Below are 15961 nucleotides of genomic sequence, written 5' to 3' on the forward strand. Positions count from 1 at the left end.
GGGTCTGCGCAGCTTCGATCCCGGTAGTCGGACTTTCCGCGATCGACGGAAACGTTTGCAACCACTCCACGACCGGTGGACAAAACGACATTCCAAGACTAGAAGGGAAAGGTATTTTTTCCTGCACCGAAGGAGAGCGAGCATGCTCTCGCACGACCGAGTCTGGGCTGCCATCGATGCTCTTGCCAAGCGTTATTCGCTTTCGGCCTCGGGTTTGGCCAAGCGTGCGGGGCTCGATTCCACTGCCTTCAACAAGTCGAAGCGTTTGTCGTCGGATGGCCGACCACGCTGGCCCTCGACCGAATCGCTGGCCAAGATCATCGAGGCGACGGGCGCCTCACTCGACGAATTCACCGGTCTGATCGAAGGCCGGCCCGGGATCAGCAATGGTGCTTCGACCAGCCATGCCGCTTCGGTCGCCCGCAGAAGCTCCGTGCCGTTGCTCGGCTTTGCCCAAGCCGGCGCCGGCGGCTTCTTCGACGATGCCGGCTTTCCAGTCGGGCAGGGTTGGGATCTGATCGAACTGCCGGCGCAATCGACCGAGAGTTCCTACGCGCTGCAGGTGCAAGGCGATTCCATGCTGCCGCTCTACCGCAATGGCGACGTCCTCATCGTCGAACCGGGCGCCGTCACCCGCAAGGGCGATCGCGTCGTCGTCAAGACCACATCAGGCGAGGTGATGGCCAAGGTGCTCGAGCGCCAGACCGTCAAGTCGATTGCGCTGGTCTCGCTCAATCCCGATCATCCCGACCGCGACATTCCCATGCGCGATGTCGAGTGGGTGGCGCGGATTGTCTGGGCTAGCCAGTAGGTCCGGCTGGTGCGGCTCCTTCGTCATGCCCTGGCGGTTCTGATGGTCTCGGTGATGGCGGCCATGGTCGTCGCCGGCGGTCGCACGTTGAAGGGAAGCGACAGCGTCATCACGGTGGACCAGCTTGATCCGGGCGCCGATACGATGGCGCAGCAGGCTGCCGGGACGGTGCCGCAGGAGCCGGCCACATCGGCCATAGCAGCCCCGCAGCCGCCAAAGCCGGCGCCGCATTCGAGGGCGATCGATCCCGAAATCGTCGCGCCCCCGGAACTGCCCGCCGAGGGGCTTGAACGGGTCGAGCCGCGCGAGCCGTTGAGCAAGCTCGCGCTGGCCGTGCCGCCCAAGCCGAAAATGCCCGACGACTGGAACGGCACAAAGCTGTTCCAGCCGGTTGCGCCGGCCGCCGGACTGATCGAGGCTAAGGGCTACTCGGTCGCGGTTTCCGGCATCGATATCGTCAGGCAGGATGAGACCTGCAGCGAGGACGGCAAACCCTGGCCGTGCGGTGTCCGGGCGCGGACGGCGTTCCGCGCCTTCCTGCGCGGCCGCGCGGTGGTCTGCACCGTGCCGCCGGAAGGTGGCCGCGACCTGATCGCAGCCGAGTGCCGGATCGGCAAGCAGGATGTCGGTCAGTGGCTGGTCGAAAATGGCTGGGCGCGCGCCGCCAAGGGCGGACCCTATGTCGAGGCTGGCGACATGGCACGCACGGCGAAGAAGGGCATTTTCGGATCGGCGCCCGATCTGTCCGGCATGCCGGCGATGCCGGCCGCGCCACGCCAGGCGCCTCAGGCGCCGGGTTCGATCCTGGAAGAGGTCGACGGCGTGCTCAAGCCAGCTGACCAGCCAGCGCCCGCTCAATGAGCGCACGTGTCTCGGCAACGCCGTAGAGCGCTGCGAACGAGCCGAAGCGCGGGCCGCGCTCCTGGCCGATCAGCACCTGATAGATCATCTGGAAGAAGGCGCCCGATACGCCGGGGCCACCCTCCGGGCTCTGCTTGGAATGATCCTGATAGCGCTCGATCCTGCGCGCGACGTTGAGCGAGGCGTTCTGGATCGCTTCGCCGTTGGCGTCGGCCGGCAGCGCCCCAAGCGCTTCGTCGAGGGCTGCCAGCGCCTCGCGCTCGACCTCGTCGGCAGGCCGGAAGGTTTTCGTCGGCTTCACGAAATCGTCGAAATAGCGGATCGCATGGCCGACCAGCCGGTCGAGCTCGGGATGCGTCTTTGGCGTCACGCCTTGCGTATGACGTGAAATGAACCCCCACAGCACATCCTTGTTCTGCGCGTTGGAGGCGCTGACCAGATTGAGCAGCAGCGAGAACGGCACCGGCATGTCGATCGCGGGCGGGTTGCCGTCATGCATATGCCAGACCGGGTTGCCCAGCCGTTCCTTCCAGTCCTGCCGGGGATAGGCGGCGAGGAACGTATAGTATTCGTCCACGGCCCGCGGGATGACGTCGAAATACAGCTTCTTGGCCTGCCGCGGCCGCTGGTACATGTAGAGCCCCAGGCTTTCGGTCGGCGCATAGGTCAGCCACTCGTCGATGGTCAGCCCGTTGCCTTTCGACTTCGAAATCTTCTGGCCGTTCTCATCGAGGAACAGTTCGTAGACGAAATGCTCCGGCGCCCGTCCGCCCAGAATGTTGCAGATGCGGTCGTAGACCACCGCATTGGTCTGGTGGTCCTTGCCGAACATTTCGAAATCGACGCCAAGCGCTGCCCAGCGCATGCCGAAATCCGGCTTCCACTGCAGCTTCACGCGGCCGCCGGTGATCGAAAGCGTGGTCTCGGTGCCCTCGTCGTCGAAGGTGATGGTGCCGGCCTTGGCGTCGACATGCTTCATCGGCACGTAAAGCACGCGGCCGCTCTTCGGCGAGATCGGCAGGAACGGGCTGTAGGTCGCCTGCCGCTCAGGCCCGAGCGTCGGCAGCATCACCGCCATGATCTGCTCATAGCGTTCGGCGGCGCGCTTGAGCATCGCATCGAAACGGCCGGACTTGTAGTATTGCGTCGCGCTGGCGAACTCGTAGTCGAAGCCGAACGTGTCGAGGAAGCGGCAAAGCATCGCGTTGTTGTGGTCGGCGAAGCTGGCATAGTCGCCGCCGAAGGGGTTGGGGACCGACGACAGCGGCTTGTGCAGATGCGGCTCGAGTGCGGCGCGGTCCGGCACGCTGTCGGGTATCTTGCGCATGCCGTCCATATCGTCGGAAAAGCACAGCAGCTTGGTCGCGACCTTATCCTGCGTCAGGACACGGAAGGCATGGCGCACCATCGAGGTGCGCGCCACCTCGCCGAACGTGCCGATATGCGGCAGGCCGGACGGTCCGTAACCGGTCTCGAACAGGACTGTTTGCGGGAAGTCGGCGCTTTTGTAGCGCTCGATGATCTTTTTGGCCTCTTCGAACGGCCACGCCTTGCTTTCGGTCGCAGCCGCCAGCAGCTCGGGGTTGAGATCGATGATGTTTGATCCCGTCATGTCACAGTTTTCCAAATCATTTGCCGGCCCGAAGACGGGCCGCGGCAAGGCTTTTTCAACCGGTCTCTAGGCGTGCAGCGCCGGAGCGTCAACGCGTGCGGCGCTTTTTCCTTGCGGTGCAGAATGGGCGTTCCTAACTTCGAGGCCCGGTTCAAGGAGAAAAAATTGCCGACACCCCATGAAGCCCTGATCTATCTGATGGTCATCACCTCGGCCTCCGACCGCGACATGACCGATGTCGAACTGGCGCGGATCGGCGAGGTCGTCCGCTCCTGGCCGGTGTTCGAGGACTTCAACCACGACAGGCTGGTCGGCGTTGCCCAGGACTGCCAGAAGCGCCTGCACGAAAAGGACGGGCTGGAGGGTGTGCTGGCTGAAGTCGCCGAGGTCTTGCCTGAGCGGCTGCGCGACACCGCCTATGCCGCTGCCTTCGAGGTTGCCGCCGTTGACCTCGAAATGCGCATGGAAGAGGTACGGGTGCTGCAGCTGATCCGGCGTCAGCTCGATCTCGACACGCTGACGGTTGCTGCCATCGGCCGCGCGGCCAAGGCGAGGCTGCGCACGCTGACCTGAAGTCCTTGGCCGGACGCTGTTGAGATTCAGGTCAGGCCGGCAAAGCTGACCGGAACCGGATCAAAAAAAGCTGACCGGGAAATAGCGCAGATAAAATTCGGCGAACGTGCCTTTCATCGAAATCTCCTGCAGCGCGTAATCGATCGCGGCGGCCAGCGCCGGATTGTCCGCTTTGGTGGCAATGGCCATGCCCGAGCCCAGATATTCAGGCGCCAGATAGGGCCCGCCGGCAAAGCGGCAGCAGCCCGCCGCGTCCGAGCCGCCCAGCCAGAAGGCCAGGCGCATGCCGTCGCCGAAGGCGGCGTCGACCTTGCCGGCCTTGAGATCGGCATAGAGGTCCTCCGGCCTGTCGAAAGGGACGACCTGAACCGTGTTGAAATAGTCGCGCAGCATGCGTCCATGCGCCGAGCCTGATATTACGCCGACACGCTTGCCGTGCAATTTGTCAAAGATGGGCTCGGTCAGCGCCTTGCCTTTCGGCATGATGAAGCGCGCTGGAAACTGCAGATAGGAGCGTGAGAAGGCGTAGGTCGCGCGCGATTCCGGTGTTGCGGCGATGCCGGCGATGATCGCCTCGCCTTCGCCTTTCCGCAGTGCGCCTTCCAGCTCGGCCCAGGGCAGGGCCTGGATCTGGCATTTTTCGACAATGCCAAGCTCGGCGCAGATGGCGCGTGCCAGATCGATATGGAAGCCGGACAGCTTTCCCGCGCCGTCAAGGAAGTTGAAGGGCGGGAAGTCCGTGGTGGTCAGGAACCTCAGCCGGGGCAGCGTCGAAAGGTCTGGCTTGGGCAGCCGCTCCTTGGCATCCCACAGCACCGGAACCTGAGGCGCCGCGGCGCGCGCGCCGTCGGCGAACGACAGCAAGCCGATCAGCATCGCAAGGGCGAAGGACCTCCACCGGAACGCCAAGATAAAACTCCGCCACAGTCGTGCTCGCACCGGTTTTGGTACGAAAATGGTACAGGCACAATGGTTTTTGATTTCAACCCGCCGATTTCAGGATATGATTTAGCCGGTTTGCAAATCAGCTTCGGTCGCCTCGTGAGAGGGAGCCACAAAATAAGTATGCGATTTGCAATCCGTGGTCGGTGGCGAAGTGTAAATCAGGCACGCATCATTGGCCGCAATGCACGAGGCAACATGGGGTTGATGTTGCGATGGGTCAGTTCGATCGCACGCTGGAATACATAGACCAACTGCAGCACGCCGCGACGGCGGCGGCGGTCTGTGAAAGGCTGCTGGGCATAACATCGGATTTCGGCCTCACCGCACTGATGGCGGGAACTGTACCGCAGCCAGGCACGCCGGCCGGCCAGCAAAAGCAGCATGTGCTTCTCTGCGATTGGCCGGGCGAGTGGCTGGAGCGCTATGTCGCGCGCAACTATGTCGACCACGACCCGGTCGTCAGCCACATGAAACAGTTGCAGGCGCCCTTCCAGTGGCACGAGGCGTCGCAGGGCATCCGCATAGACAAGAGCAGCGGCGAGGTGATGGGCGATGCCGGCGCCTTCAAATTGCGTGATGGGTTGGCCTTTCCGTTGATCACGCTTGACGGCCAGATCGTCATGGTGTCGCTCGGCGGCGAGGCTGTGGAATTGTCCGCCGCCGAATTTGGCCAGGTGTCGCTGGTCTCGACCTATGCGGTTGGCCGCGCCATGCAACTCCACACCATGGCGAGCAACACCATCGATCATATCGTGCTGACGCCGCGCGAGCGCGAATGCCTGCAATGGGCCGCCGTCGGCAAGTCCGAATGGGAGATTTCGCAAATCCTCGGCATTTCCGAACACACCTCGGAGAAACATCTTCTTAACGCCAAAAGCAAACTAGGTGCCGTCAACAGGGTGCAGGCCGTCGCGGAAGCGATACGGCGCGGCTACATTAGTTAGGTCGGCCGTGCCGACCTGGAATTTTTGCCTACGCGATCACGCAATTTTCTCATCAAAGCACGGCCGTATCTTCCTCTGAACGCAGGAGACGGCGGAATGCTTTTTTCCCTTACAACCCAGGAATTGATGGAACGTCCCGACCTTTGGGAGGCCGTCCATCGGTTGCGCTACAAGATATTCGTCGAAGAGATGGGGTGGGATGACCTCAGGCGTCCCGACGGGCTCGAACTTGACCAGTTCGATCACGACGAGGCGGTCCATCAGATCGTCATCAGGGGCGGTGAAGTGGCGGGTTATCAGAGGATGTTGCCGACGACGCGGCCACATCTGCTGACCGAGGTCTTGACCGATCTTTCCGAAGGAACGCCGCCATCGGGTCCAAACATCTGGGAATTGACCCGCTACGCGGTGGCTCCCGGTTTTCGTGACGGCCGTCGCGGCGTTTCGACCGTCGGCACCGAACTGATTGCCGGTTTCGTCGAGTGGGGGCTGAAGCGCGGCGTCGACAAGGTGATCATCGAGTTCGAGCCGATGTGGGTGCTGCGCGCCTTGCAACTGCATTTCCTGGCTTCCCCGCTGGGCTATCAGCGCACCTATGGCAACCAGCAGGTCGTCGCCACCTTGCTGACCTTCAACGAACACACCCTCGATGTGGTGCGGTCGCGCCGCAATCATTTTGCTCCCGTGCTGGCCAGGGGATATCCTGACATGCTCGGGCAAAGGCGTGCGTCATGAGATCGGAGACAGCCATGAGCACACACCCGCAACCTGAACTTCGCAACCACACGCTGGTCGTCACCGTGTCGTCGAGCGACGGCCGGCCGGTGCTGGACAGGAGAGCCTATGAAAGCCTGGCAAGGACCTTCCATGAAGCCGCCGACAATGAGGAGGTTCGCGTCGTCGTGCTGCGCGGCCTGGCAGGCTGTTTCTGTCTGGGCGGCGACTTCTCCGAATTCCTCGACGCCACCAAGCACCAGAAACTGATTGCCGCCGTCACCGACCTGTTCCGCACGCTGGCGACGTTTCCCAAGCCCATCCTTGCCTGCGTCGACGGCGATGCCGTCGGTGTCGGCTGCACCATCCTGTTCCATTGCGACATGGTGATCGCGTCCGATGAGAGCACGTTCAGGGTGCCGTTCGTCGATTTCGGCCTGGTGCCGGACGCGGCGACCAGCATCCTGGCGCCGCAGAAGCTCGGCTATGCCGGTGCCTTCCGCTTCTTCTGCCTCGGCGACACGCTTCGCGCCGAGGACGCCAGGGCGCTCGGCCTGGTCGCGGAGATCGTGCCGGGAGGCACCGTCGAGGAGGCGGCCCTCGGCCGGGCAAGACAGCTCGTCAAGAAGCCGGTCGCCGCCTTGCTGCAGACGCGCGGCCTGCTGAAAGGGAACACCGAGGCCCTCTGCGACCGCATCGATCAGGAGATTTCGCTTTTCCAGCAGGCGCTGCAGGACGACACCACGCTGCGGCGATTGCAACGCATCGCCCGGCTCGCGGCCTGAGCGAAAGCCTCAAGTTCCGCGCCGCATGATCGCCAGCCGCGCGCGCCGCTTGTCATTGGCCCGTACGATGATCCACGGCGCGAATTCCTTGTGGGTGCGCTCGAACATGGTGTCGCGCACCTTGGTGTAGTCGTCCCACTTGGTGATGCCTGCAACGTCGATGGGCGAAAACTTCCAGCTCTTCAGCGGGCTGTAGCGACGGTCATGGAAGCGCTCGAGCTGCGTTTCCCGGCCGATGTTCAGCCAGAATTTGAAGAAGTGGATGCCCTCGTTGGAGATCATCCGCTCGAAATGCGGTGTCTCGTCGAGAAACTGCTCGTGCTGCTGCGGGGTGCAGAAACCCATCACCGGCTCGACACCGGCGCGGTTGTACCAGGAGCGGTCGAAGGTGACGAATTCGCCTGAAGTCGGGAAGTGGTCGACATAGCGCTGGTAGTACCATTGCCCAAGCTCGGTCGGGGTCGGCTTGGTCAGCGCCACGTTGCGTGCCGTGCGCGGATTGAGGTACTGGCGCACCACGAAGATCGTGCCGCCCTTGCCGGCAGCGTCGCGGCCCTCGAACAGCGCCATCACCCGTTTGCCGGTCGACTGCAGCCAAGCCTGCGCCTTGACCAGCTCGATCTGCAGCTTCTCGAGTATCTCGTCATACTCGTCGCTTTTCATCTTCTTGTCGTAGGGATAGCCGCCAGCGGTCAGCTTGTTGTCCTCGACCCAGTCGGGAAGCACGGGATTCTCGATGTCGAACTCCCTCTCCTTGCCACCGATCCTGATCTTCAGCGGCCCCGAAGTTGGCGCGGCGGGACTTTCTTTGGCTTTTTTCATCGAGACGAACCCTTTCCAGCTTCCGGACTCATGCTATGGGGAGCCACTACAGCGTCGCGCGTCCGTTTGGATGCGCAAAGGACGCTGTAGCACTTTTGATTTGCGCATGATCCTTTCCGAAAATCGATCCCGATTTTCGGGGTCATGCGGCAAGCGGTCTAGTGGAAGTTTTCCGCCACCGTGCGACCGGGTGCGAAGACATGGGGGCAGGTCCACGAGCGAATGGCTGACCTGGACACAGAGCAGAGAGGCATGACGCAAACCATGGCCGCACGGCTGTGGCATAGCCGCTGGCTGCTTGCGGCCGGCGTCACCGCGGTCGTCGCCGTCTATGCCTTGGCCGGGATTTCAGCCTATGTCGTCCTCGCGGCGCTGCTGTTGCTGCTTGCAGCGGCCATACTGCCGGCCACTGGCGCGCGCCAATCCACCGGCAGCGGCGCTGCCATCGAGGCCATCGGCCTGCAGCGGCTCTCTGGTGAATATCTGGCCGCCGCCGTCGCCGATCCGCTGATCATCTTCGATCGGACCGCCACCATCGTCCATGCCAACGCCGCCGCCTTCGCCGCCTTCGGTGGCATCGCGCCAGGCATGTCGCTGTCGTTGAAATTCCGGGCGCCGGAGATGCAGACCCTGCTGGACGGCGTGCTATCAGGCGATATCGCCTCCGATGTCGTCGACTACATGGAGAAGCTGCCGGTCGAACGGGCCTACCGGGTGAGTGTGTCCTCGGTCGGTCACGCCACCGATCTCTATGTGCTGGTGTTCAAGGACCAGAGCGAAGCACGCAGGATCGACCGTATGCGCGCCGATTTCATTGCCAATGCCAGCCATGAACTGCGCACGCCGCTCGCCTCCATCGCCGGCTTTATCGAAACGCTGCGCGGGCCAGCCCGCAACGACGCGGCGGCGCGCGACCAGTTTCTGCAGATCATGCAGAGCCAGACCGGTCGCATGGCGCGTCTGATCGACGATTTGTTGTCGCTGTCGCGGCTCGAGATGAAACCCTATCTGAAGCCGGGAACCGAGGTGGATCTGCGGCAGACAGTCGACAGCGTCATCGACTCGCTCGGACCGCTGGCCAGCGAAAACGCCGTTGCCATCGAGCGGCACTACGCCGATGGGCCGCTTCATGTGCCTGGCGATCGCGATGAGCTTTTCCAGGTTTTCGAGAACCTCTTGGAAAACGCCTGCAAATACGGGCAGTCGGGTGAGCGCGTGGTTGTATTCATAGCCCATAGCGACGCCGGATCAGAACCGGGCATCGACGTGACGATCAGGGACTTTGGCCCTGGCATTCCCGAGGAGCACATTCCGCGCATTACCGAGCGCTTCTACCGCGTCGACGTCGAGACCAGCCGGACCCAGAAGGGTACCGGCCTCGGCCTGTCGATCGTCAAGCATATACTGACGCGCCACAACGCCCGGCTTTCGATCAAGTCCGAAGTCGGCAACGGCGCGGCATTCTCGGTTCATTTGCCGACGCACTGATATCGCCCTAATTCAAGGGGACTGTTTCTTTTTTCTGTCATCCGGCTAGCGTATCAGCGGGGATTCGAGGAAACGACTCAAAATCAAAACACCCCGTGGGAAGGCATTTTGCCATGCAGTCCGTGCACATCGTCAGCGCTTATGACGAGGAGTTGAAATATCTGTCGAAGCGCATCGCCGCGATGGGAGGCCATGCCGAGCGCATGGTCGAGCAGGCGGTCACCGCTCTCGTCAATGCCGACCCAGGCCTTGCCCAGAAGGTCATCCGCGACGATACCGTACTGGACGAGGGCCAGCGCGAAATCGACGACAAGGCGATCATCATCATCGCCAAGCGTCAGCCGATGGCGTCGGATTTGCGCGAGATCGTCGGGACCATTCGCATCTCCGCCGACCTCGAACGGGTTGGCGATCTCGCCAAGAACGTTGCCAAGCGGGTGGTCGCCGTCACCGACGGACGCCAGCCGACCAGCCTGTTCCGAGGCCTCGAGGCCCTGTCCAACCTGGCGTTGACCCAGCTCAAGGAAGTGCTCGACGTCTACGCGTCTCGCTCGGTGGAGAAAATCGGCTTCGTGCGCGATCGTGACGACCAGATCGACGCCATGTACACATCGCTGTTTCGCGAATTGCTGACCTACATGATGGAAGATCCGCGCAACATCACGCCCTGCACGCATCTGCTGTTTTGCGCCAAGAACATCGAGCGTATCGGTGATCACGCCACCAACATAGCCGAGACCATCTACTACATCGTCACCGGCGATCAGTTGCCGGCTGAGCGGCCCAAGGGCGACAAGACCGACAAGATCAGCCTTTCCGAGACGCAGCCGGTGAAGTGAACGCGCCTCTCGAACCGCCATCCGATTTACGCTAAGCTTTCCGGGCCTTGCCTCTATCCTCGTCCGTGGATTTGCTCCGGGAGGTCGTGATGGAAAATGTTCGGAACCTGACCCCGGCGCCTGCGTCGATATCCGGCATTGTCGCTTGCGGCGTTTACACGGCCGGGCGCCGCATCGCCGACATTCCCATCGAGGAAGCCGGCGAATGGGCAAAAAAATCCGGCCATGTCGTCTGGATCGGCCTGCTGGAGCCCGACCGTAACCTGTTGCTGCGCGTCCAGGCGCAGTTTCACCTGCATGAACTGGCGATCGAGGATGCCGAGCACCCGCACCAGCGGCCGAAGATCGAGCAATATGGCGACGCCTTGTTCATCGTCGCCCGCACCGCACAGCTGATCGACGGCCGGGTCACCTTCGGCGAGACCCATTTGTTCGTCGGCTCAGGCTACATCGTCAGCGTCAGGCACGGTCCCTCGACGTCCTATGCCGCCGTTCGTCAGCACTGGGAAAGCTGCCCGCATTCGCTGGCCAAGGGTGAGGATTTCGTCCTCTATGCCATTCTCGATTTCATCGTCGACAATTACATGCCGGTGCTCGAGCAGATCGAGGACGAAGTCGAGGCGATCGAGGACAAGGTTCTGCTGAAGCCAATGACCGCTCCCGACATCGAACGGCTCTATATGCTGCGCCGCGATCTCCTGCGCCTGCGCAATGCCGCGCTTCCGCTGGTCGAAGTCTGCCGACGGCTGACCAGCGCCGAGCTGCCGCAGATACATACCGCCATGCACCCGCTGTTCCGCGACGTGACCGACCACATCCGCACCGTCCAGGAGAAGATCGACAGCCTGCGCGAAGTGCTGGCGTTCGCTTTCGAGGCCAGCCTCCTGGTCGGCCAGAGTCAGGAAACGGCGAACACCAAGAAACTCGCCTCCTGGGCCGCGATCCTGGCGGTGCCCACGGCGCTCGCCGGCATCTACGGCATGAACTTCGACAGTATGCCGGAACTGAAGATGGAATACGGCTATCCGGTGGTGCTGGGCGCTATCGCGCTCATCTGCACGTTTCTCTACTGGCGGTTCAGGAAGAACGGTTGGCTGTGAGAAGAGAGCGAATAGGGAGTAGCGAATAGCGAACACAAAAACGGCTTGCTTCCTGTGACGGAAGGCAAGCCGTTTCTATTCGCTATTCGCTATTCGCTATTCGCTATTCGCTATTCGCTATTCGCTATTCGCTATTCGCTATTCGCTATTCGCTCAGCGACTCCGCCGCCGCTCCGATGCCGGCTGGAACGCCACGCGGGCGTGATATTTGCAGTAGGGTCCGGTTTCGGCGGCTTCGTTGCCGCAGAAATGGAAGTCCTCTGAAAGCGGGTCACCGTTCGGCCATTTGCAGGTTCGCTCGGTCAGCTCGACCAGCTGCAGATGCCGCGAGATCGGCAGCACGACATTCTCGACCGGACGGATGTAATGGCGTGCCACGGGTTCGGCGTCGAACTGCGTCTGCAAGGCGGTCGCGCCGATCGATGTCGTGACATGGCGTGCCGTGGTTGCAGCGCGTGATACCGATTTCTGGACGGTCGATCCTTGCGCTGCCTTCTTCTGGCGTGCCGGTGTGGCGGTCGAGCGTCCGCGGCCCGACAGTTTCAGCCGATGCACCTTCCCGATGACCGCGTTGCGGCTGACCCCTCCAAGCTGCGCAGCAATCTGGCTTGCGCTCAGACCCTCCGACCACAGTTTTCTCAAGAGTTCTACCCGCTCGTCAGTCCAGTTCATGAGACCGCGCTCCTCTAAGCGTGCGGCAATCGGAATCCTTCTCCCGACCCGGCAACATTTGCCAGGGCAGACACCACATATATCTGGTGATTAGGTCCGCCGCACGAAATCTAGTTATTTCTCAACTACAACTACTCTATGCGCTGACTCGGTGACAAGAGTCCCAAGTGCAACACGAATCGGTTTTTTCGGTTTTCCCCAACTTGCCCGGTCGCTGATGAGCCGGCGTCCCGTCGGAGGGCTTGCCGCGCGCCACTACGCGACGTTTTCGTTGACTTCATGGCCGAAAAACGGGATAAGCCGCACAGGCCGCCGCTTTGGCGGCTTTTTTGATTTTCCGGTACCGGAGACGCATATAATGAGCGGTTCGGCGCTTTACGAGACCTTTGCTCGCGCACCCCTGGCCTTCGACCACGGGGAAGGCACCTGGCTGGTTACCGACAAGGGCGAGCGATATCTCGATTTCGCCGGCGGCATCGCCGTCAATTCGCTGGGCCACAGCCATCCGCATCTGGTCGCCGCACTCACCGAGCAGGCCGCCAAGCTCTGGCATGTTTCCAACCTCTATGAGATTCCGGGGCAGAGCCGGCTTGGCGAGCGGCTGGCCGACGCCACCTTCGCCGACAAGGTGTTCTTCACCAATTCCGGCGCCGAGGCGCTGGAATGCGCGATCAAGACGGCGCGGCGCTGCCATTTCGTCAAAGGAAATCCCGAGCGCTTCCGCGTCATCACCTTTGAGGGCGCCTTCCATGGCCGCACGCTGGCGACCATCGCGGCTGGCGGCCAGTACAAATATCTCGAAGGCTTCGGCCCTAAGGTCGAAGGTTTCGATCAGGTCGGCTTCGACGATATCGACGCCGCCGAAAAGGCGATCACGCCGGAGACGGCCGCGATCCTGATCGAGCCGGTGCAGGGCGAGGGCGGTATCCGCCCGGTGCCGACGCAGTCGCTGAAGCGGCTCAGGCAATTGTGCGAACAGCACGGCCTGCTGTTGATCTACGACGAGGTCCAGTGCGGCATCGGCCGCACCGGCAAGCTGTTCGCGCATGAATGGTCAGGTGTCACGCCAGACATCATGGCGATCGCCAAGGGTATTGGCGGCGGCTTCCCGATGGGCGCCTGCCTTGCCACGGATGAAGCGGCCGTAGGCATGACTGCTGGCGTGCACGGCACCACTTTCGGCGGCAACCCGCTTGCCATGGCGGTCGGCAACGCCGTGCTCGATGTCGTGCTGGAAGACGGCTTCCTCGAAGATGTCCAGCGCAAGGCGCTGCTGATGAAGCAGGGACTGGCGTCGGTCGCCGACGAGTTTCCCGAAATCATCGAGGACATCAGGGGTGCCGGGCTGATGCTCGGCCTCAAATGCGCCATGCCCAACACCAAGGTGAACATGGCCTTGCGCGACCAGCACCTGCTGGCGGTTCCGGCCGGCGACAACGTCATTCGCCTGTTGCCGCCGCTCACCGTCACCGACGCCGAGATCCATGACGCGCTCAACCGCATCCGCGCCGGCGCCAAGGGCCTGGCGGAGGCGATCGCTTCCGCCGCGGCGAAGTAATCCCGGAACCATTGCAGATGTCAGTTCGCCATTTCACCGATCTTTCCACCGTTTCCGAAGGCGATCTGCGCTTGATGCTGGACGATGCGGTGGTGCGAAAGGCGCGCCTCAAGGCCGGCGAACGCACCAAACCGCTCGAAGGCAAGGTGCTGGCAATGATCTTCGACAAGCCGTCGACGCGCACGCGCGTCTCCTTCGACGTCGGCATGCGGCAGCTCGGCGGCGAGACCATCATGCTGACCGGCACCGAGATGCAGCTCGGCCGCTCCGAGACCATTGCCGACACCGCCAAGGTGCTGTCGCGCTATGTCGATGCGATCATGATCCGCACCACCTCGCATGAGCGCCTGCTGGAATTGACCGAGAACGCCACCGTGCCGGTGATCAATGGATTGACCGACGACACCCATCCCTGCCAGCTGATGGCCGATATCATGACCTTCGAGGAACATCGCGGTCCGGTCGCCGGCAAGACCATCGCCTGGACCGGCGACGGCAACAATGTGCTGCATTCCTTACTTGAGGCCTCGGCCCGGTTCCGCTTCAACCTCAACGTCGCCGTGCCCGAGGGCAGTGAGCCGGCGCAGAAGCATATCGACTGGTCGCAGGCGCATGGCGGCAAGCTGCACTTCACCCGCTCGCCCGAGGAAGCCGTCGATCAGGCCGACTGCATCGTCACCGATTGCTGGGTGTCGATGGGCCAGGAGCATCGCGCCCGCGGCCACAATGTGTTCTCGCCCTATCAGGTCAACGCCAAGCTGATGGCCAAGGCCAAGCCGGACGCGCTGTTCATGCATTGCCTGCCGGCGCATCGTGGCGAGGAAGTGACGGACGACGTCATCGACGGGCCGCATTCGGTGGTCTTCGACGAGGCCGAGAACCGGCTCCATGCCCAGAAGGCCGTGCTTGCCTGGTGTCTCGGCGCTTGAAGTGTCTCGGCGCTTGAAGTGTCTGGGCGCTTGATCCCCGGGAGCTTGATCTGCGAGGGTGTGATGCCTATTTGCGCCGCATCACGCAAATCAAGCGCGTTTCGACGCATGCGCCCCGGAGGGCGGCATGGCCGCGCCCTGGAGCTTTGTCATGTTGGAAACCTATCAAGTGACTGAACATCACCCCAAACTCGGCGAATTTGGCTATGCCGGCGACGATCATGTCGTGCCGTTCGAGGTCGGCCCGCTCGATGTGCGGGGCCGCACCGTCCAACTCGGGCCGATGCTCGACGCCATCCTCGGCCGCCACGATTATCCCGAGCCGGTCGCCCGCCTGCTGGCAGAGGCCTGTGTGCTGACCGTGCTGCTCGGCACCTCGCTGAAGTTCGAGGGCAAGTTTATCCTGCAGACCCGCACCGACGGGCCTGTCGACATGCTGGTCGCGGATTTTTCCACGCCCTCGGCGCTGCGCGCCTATGCGCGTTTTGACGCCGACCGGCTGGAAGCGCTTGTCGCGGCCGGCGAAACTTCCCAGCAGACGCTGCTCGGCAGCGGCGTGCTGGCGCTGACCATCGACCAGGGCGCTCACACGCAGCGCTACCAGGGCATCGTCCAACTCGACGGCGAGACGCTGGAAGATGCGGCACGCACCTATTTTCGCCAGTCGGAACAGATCCCGACCGATCTCAGGCTGTCGGTGGCCAAGCTTTTGACGCCCGGTCCTGGCGGTGCCCGCGAGCAGTGGCGCGCCGGTGGTATCCTGGCGCAGTTCCTGCCGCAGTCGCCCGAGCGCATGCGCGTCCCGGACCTGCCGGGTGGCGATGGCGATCCGCGCGAGGAGATCCACGACCCGGTCGACAATTCCTGGCAGGAGTTGCTGGCGCTGCTCGGCACGATCGAACCGACCGAACTGATCGACCCGACGATCGGTGCCGAGCGGCTGCTTTACAGGCTGTTCCACGAGCATGGCGTGCGCGTCTTCGGCGGCGTCCCGGTCGCCGACCAGTGCTCGTGCTCCAAGGACAAGATCCGCGGCATCCTCGAGGGTTTTTCCGCGCAGGAGATCAAGGACAGCACCGAGGATGGTGGCATCCACGTCGCCTGCGAATTCTGCTCGAAGCAATATGACTTCGACCCGGCGGAATTCGCGGCTCAGTAGCAGGGTTTTTCCTTCTCCCCGTTTACGGGGAGAAGGTGCCCGAAGGGCGGATGAGGGGGCAGCGCGAACTTTGGCGAATGGCCGCGTGTGTCCACTCAGACGTTGTCGTGCTTGGGAGATAATCTCACGAGTTCGGTGCCGCCCCTCAT

Annotated in this window: 16 protein-coding genes; 12 read left to right on the forward strand and 4 right to left on the reverse strand. The window is 62.6% G+C overall.

Annotated features, from left to right (window positions below; genetic code table 11):
- Positions 1-142 precede the first annotated feature (142 nt).
- Both AC0L24_RS13205 and AC0L24_RS13210 read left to right on the forward strand, forming a co-directional pair.
- Positions 143-811, forward strand: coding sequence for a S24 family peptidase (locus AC0L24_RS13205; protein WP_127268614.1), 669 nt, complete (start codon positions 143-145; stop codon positions 809-811).
- A gap of 9 nt (positions 812-820) precedes the next feature.
- Positions 821-1672 (forward strand): thermonuclease family protein, encoded by an 852-nt coding sequence (locus tag AC0L24_RS13210; RefSeq protein ID WP_348629728.1) that lies wholly within the window; start codon positions 821-823, stop codon positions 1670-1672.
- On the opposite strand, the gene AC0L24_RS13215 is transcribed toward AC0L24_RS13210, so the two are convergent.
- Positions 1638-3284 carry a lysine--tRNA ligase gene (locus AC0L24_RS13215; RefSeq protein ID WP_127807939.1) on the reverse strand — a complete coding sequence of 549 codons (1647 nt, stop codon included), beginning with the start codon at positions 3282-3284 and terminating at the stop codon, positions 1638-1640. The genes AC0L24_RS13210 and AC0L24_RS13215 overlap by 35 nt on opposite strands.
- Before the next feature lie 123 nt (positions 3285-3407).
- Here AC0L24_RS13215 and AC0L24_RS13220 point away from each other — a divergent pair, with 123 nt between their 5' ends.
- Complete coding sequence (locus AC0L24_RS13220; protein ID WP_050596218.1) at positions 3408-3857, forward strand: tellurite resistance TerB family protein; 450 nt, start codon at positions 3408-3410, stop codon at positions 3855-3857.
- Positions 3858-3917: 60 nt separating this feature from the next.
- On the opposite strand, the gene AC0L24_RS13225 is transcribed toward AC0L24_RS13220, so the two are convergent.
- Positions 3918-4766, reverse strand: coding sequence for a transporter substrate-binding domain-containing protein (locus AC0L24_RS13225; RefSeq protein WP_127807938.1), 849 nt, complete (start codon positions 4764-4766; stop codon positions 3918-3920).
- Between the two features lie 248 nt (positions 4767-5014).
- Here AC0L24_RS13225 and AC0L24_RS13230 point away from each other — a divergent pair, with 248 nt between their 5' ends.
- From AC0L24_RS13230 to AC0L24_RS13240, 3 genes are all read left to right on the forward strand, one after another.
- Positions 5015-5746, forward strand: a complete 732-nt coding sequence (locus tag AC0L24_RS13230) for a helix-turn-helix transcriptional regulator (RefSeq protein ID WP_127267150.1) — start codon at positions 5015-5017, stop codon at positions 5744-5746.
- 96 nt (positions 5747-5842) lie between these two features.
- Positions 5843-6481, forward strand: a complete 639-nt coding sequence (locus AC0L24_RS13235) for an acyl-homoserine-lactone synthase (RefSeq protein ID WP_127807937.1) — start codon at positions 5843-5845, stop codon at positions 6479-6481.
- A gap of 14 nt (positions 6482-6495) precedes the next feature.
- Complete coding sequence (locus AC0L24_RS13240) at positions 6496-7245, forward strand: enoyl-CoA hydratase-related protein (RefSeq protein ID WP_013533649.1); 750 nt, start codon at positions 6496-6498, stop codon at positions 7243-7245.
- Positions 7246-7254: 9 nt separating this feature from the next.
- Here AC0L24_RS13240 and ppk2 read toward each other — a convergent pair whose 3' ends face one another.
- On the reverse strand, positions 7255-8067 hold the full coding sequence (gene ppk2 / locus AC0L24_RS13245) for a polyphosphate kinase 2 (protein WP_473563780.1): 813 nt from the start codon (positions 8065-8067) through the stop codon (positions 7255-7257).
- 222 nt (positions 8068-8289) lie between these two features.
- On the opposite strand from ppk2, the gene AC0L24_RS13250 reads away from it, so the two are divergent.
- The 3 genes from AC0L24_RS13250 (at position 8290) to AC0L24_RS13260 (ending at position 11494) form a co-directional block, all read left to right on the forward strand.
- Entirely contained in the window at positions 8290-9555 is a 1266-nt protein-coding gene (locus tag AC0L24_RS13250; RefSeq protein ID WP_473563781.1) for an ATP-binding protein, read from the forward strand.
- Positions 9556-9668: 113 nt separating this feature from the next.
- Entirely contained in the window at positions 9669-10394 is a 726-nt protein-coding gene (gene phoU / locus AC0L24_RS13255; RefSeq protein ID WP_127807934.1) for a phosphate signaling complex protein PhoU, read from the forward strand.
- An 89-nt stretch (positions 10395-10483) separates the two neighbouring features.
- Positions 10484-11494 (forward strand): magnesium and cobalt transport protein CorA, encoded by a 1011-nt coding sequence (locus AC0L24_RS13260; RefSeq protein ID WP_127807933.1) that lies wholly within the window; start codon positions 10484-10486, stop codon positions 11492-11494.
- Between the two features lie 153 nt (positions 11495-11647).
- Here the strand turns inward: AC0L24_RS13260 and AC0L24_RS13265 are convergent, their stop codons facing one another.
- Entirely contained in the window at positions 11648-12166 is a 519-nt protein-coding gene (locus AC0L24_RS13265; protein ID WP_127267146.1) for a GcrA family cell cycle regulator, read from the reverse strand.
- Between the two features lie 358 nt (positions 12167-12524).
- On the opposite strand from AC0L24_RS13265, the gene AC0L24_RS13270 reads away from it, so the two are divergent.
- The 3 genes from AC0L24_RS13270 to AC0L24_RS13280 all read left to right on the forward strand — a co-directional run bounded on the left by AC0L24_RS13270 (position 12525) and on the right by AC0L24_RS13280 (position 15812).
- Complete coding sequence (locus tag AC0L24_RS13270) at positions 12525-13724, forward strand: aspartate aminotransferase family protein (RefSeq protein ID WP_127807932.1); 1200 nt, start codon at positions 12525-12527, stop codon at positions 13722-13724.
- A 17-nt stretch (positions 13725-13741) separates the two neighbouring features.
- Positions 13742-14653: an ornithine carbamoyltransferase gene (gene argF / locus AC0L24_RS13275; protein WP_127807931.1), complete on the forward strand. Its 912-nt coding sequence runs from the start codon at positions 13742-13744 to the stop codon at positions 14651-14653.
- Positions 14654-14780: 127 nt separating this feature from the next.
- The gene (locus AC0L24_RS13280) at positions 14781-15812 is read left to right on the forward strand and encodes an Hsp33 family molecular chaperone (RefSeq protein ID WP_127807930.1); all 1032 of its coding nucleotides are present in this window, start codon (positions 14781-14783) and stop codon (positions 15810-15812) included.
- Positions 15813-15961 lie beyond the last annotated feature (149 nt).

The sequence above is a fragment of the Mesorhizobium sp. WSM4809 genome (assembly GCF_055811655.1).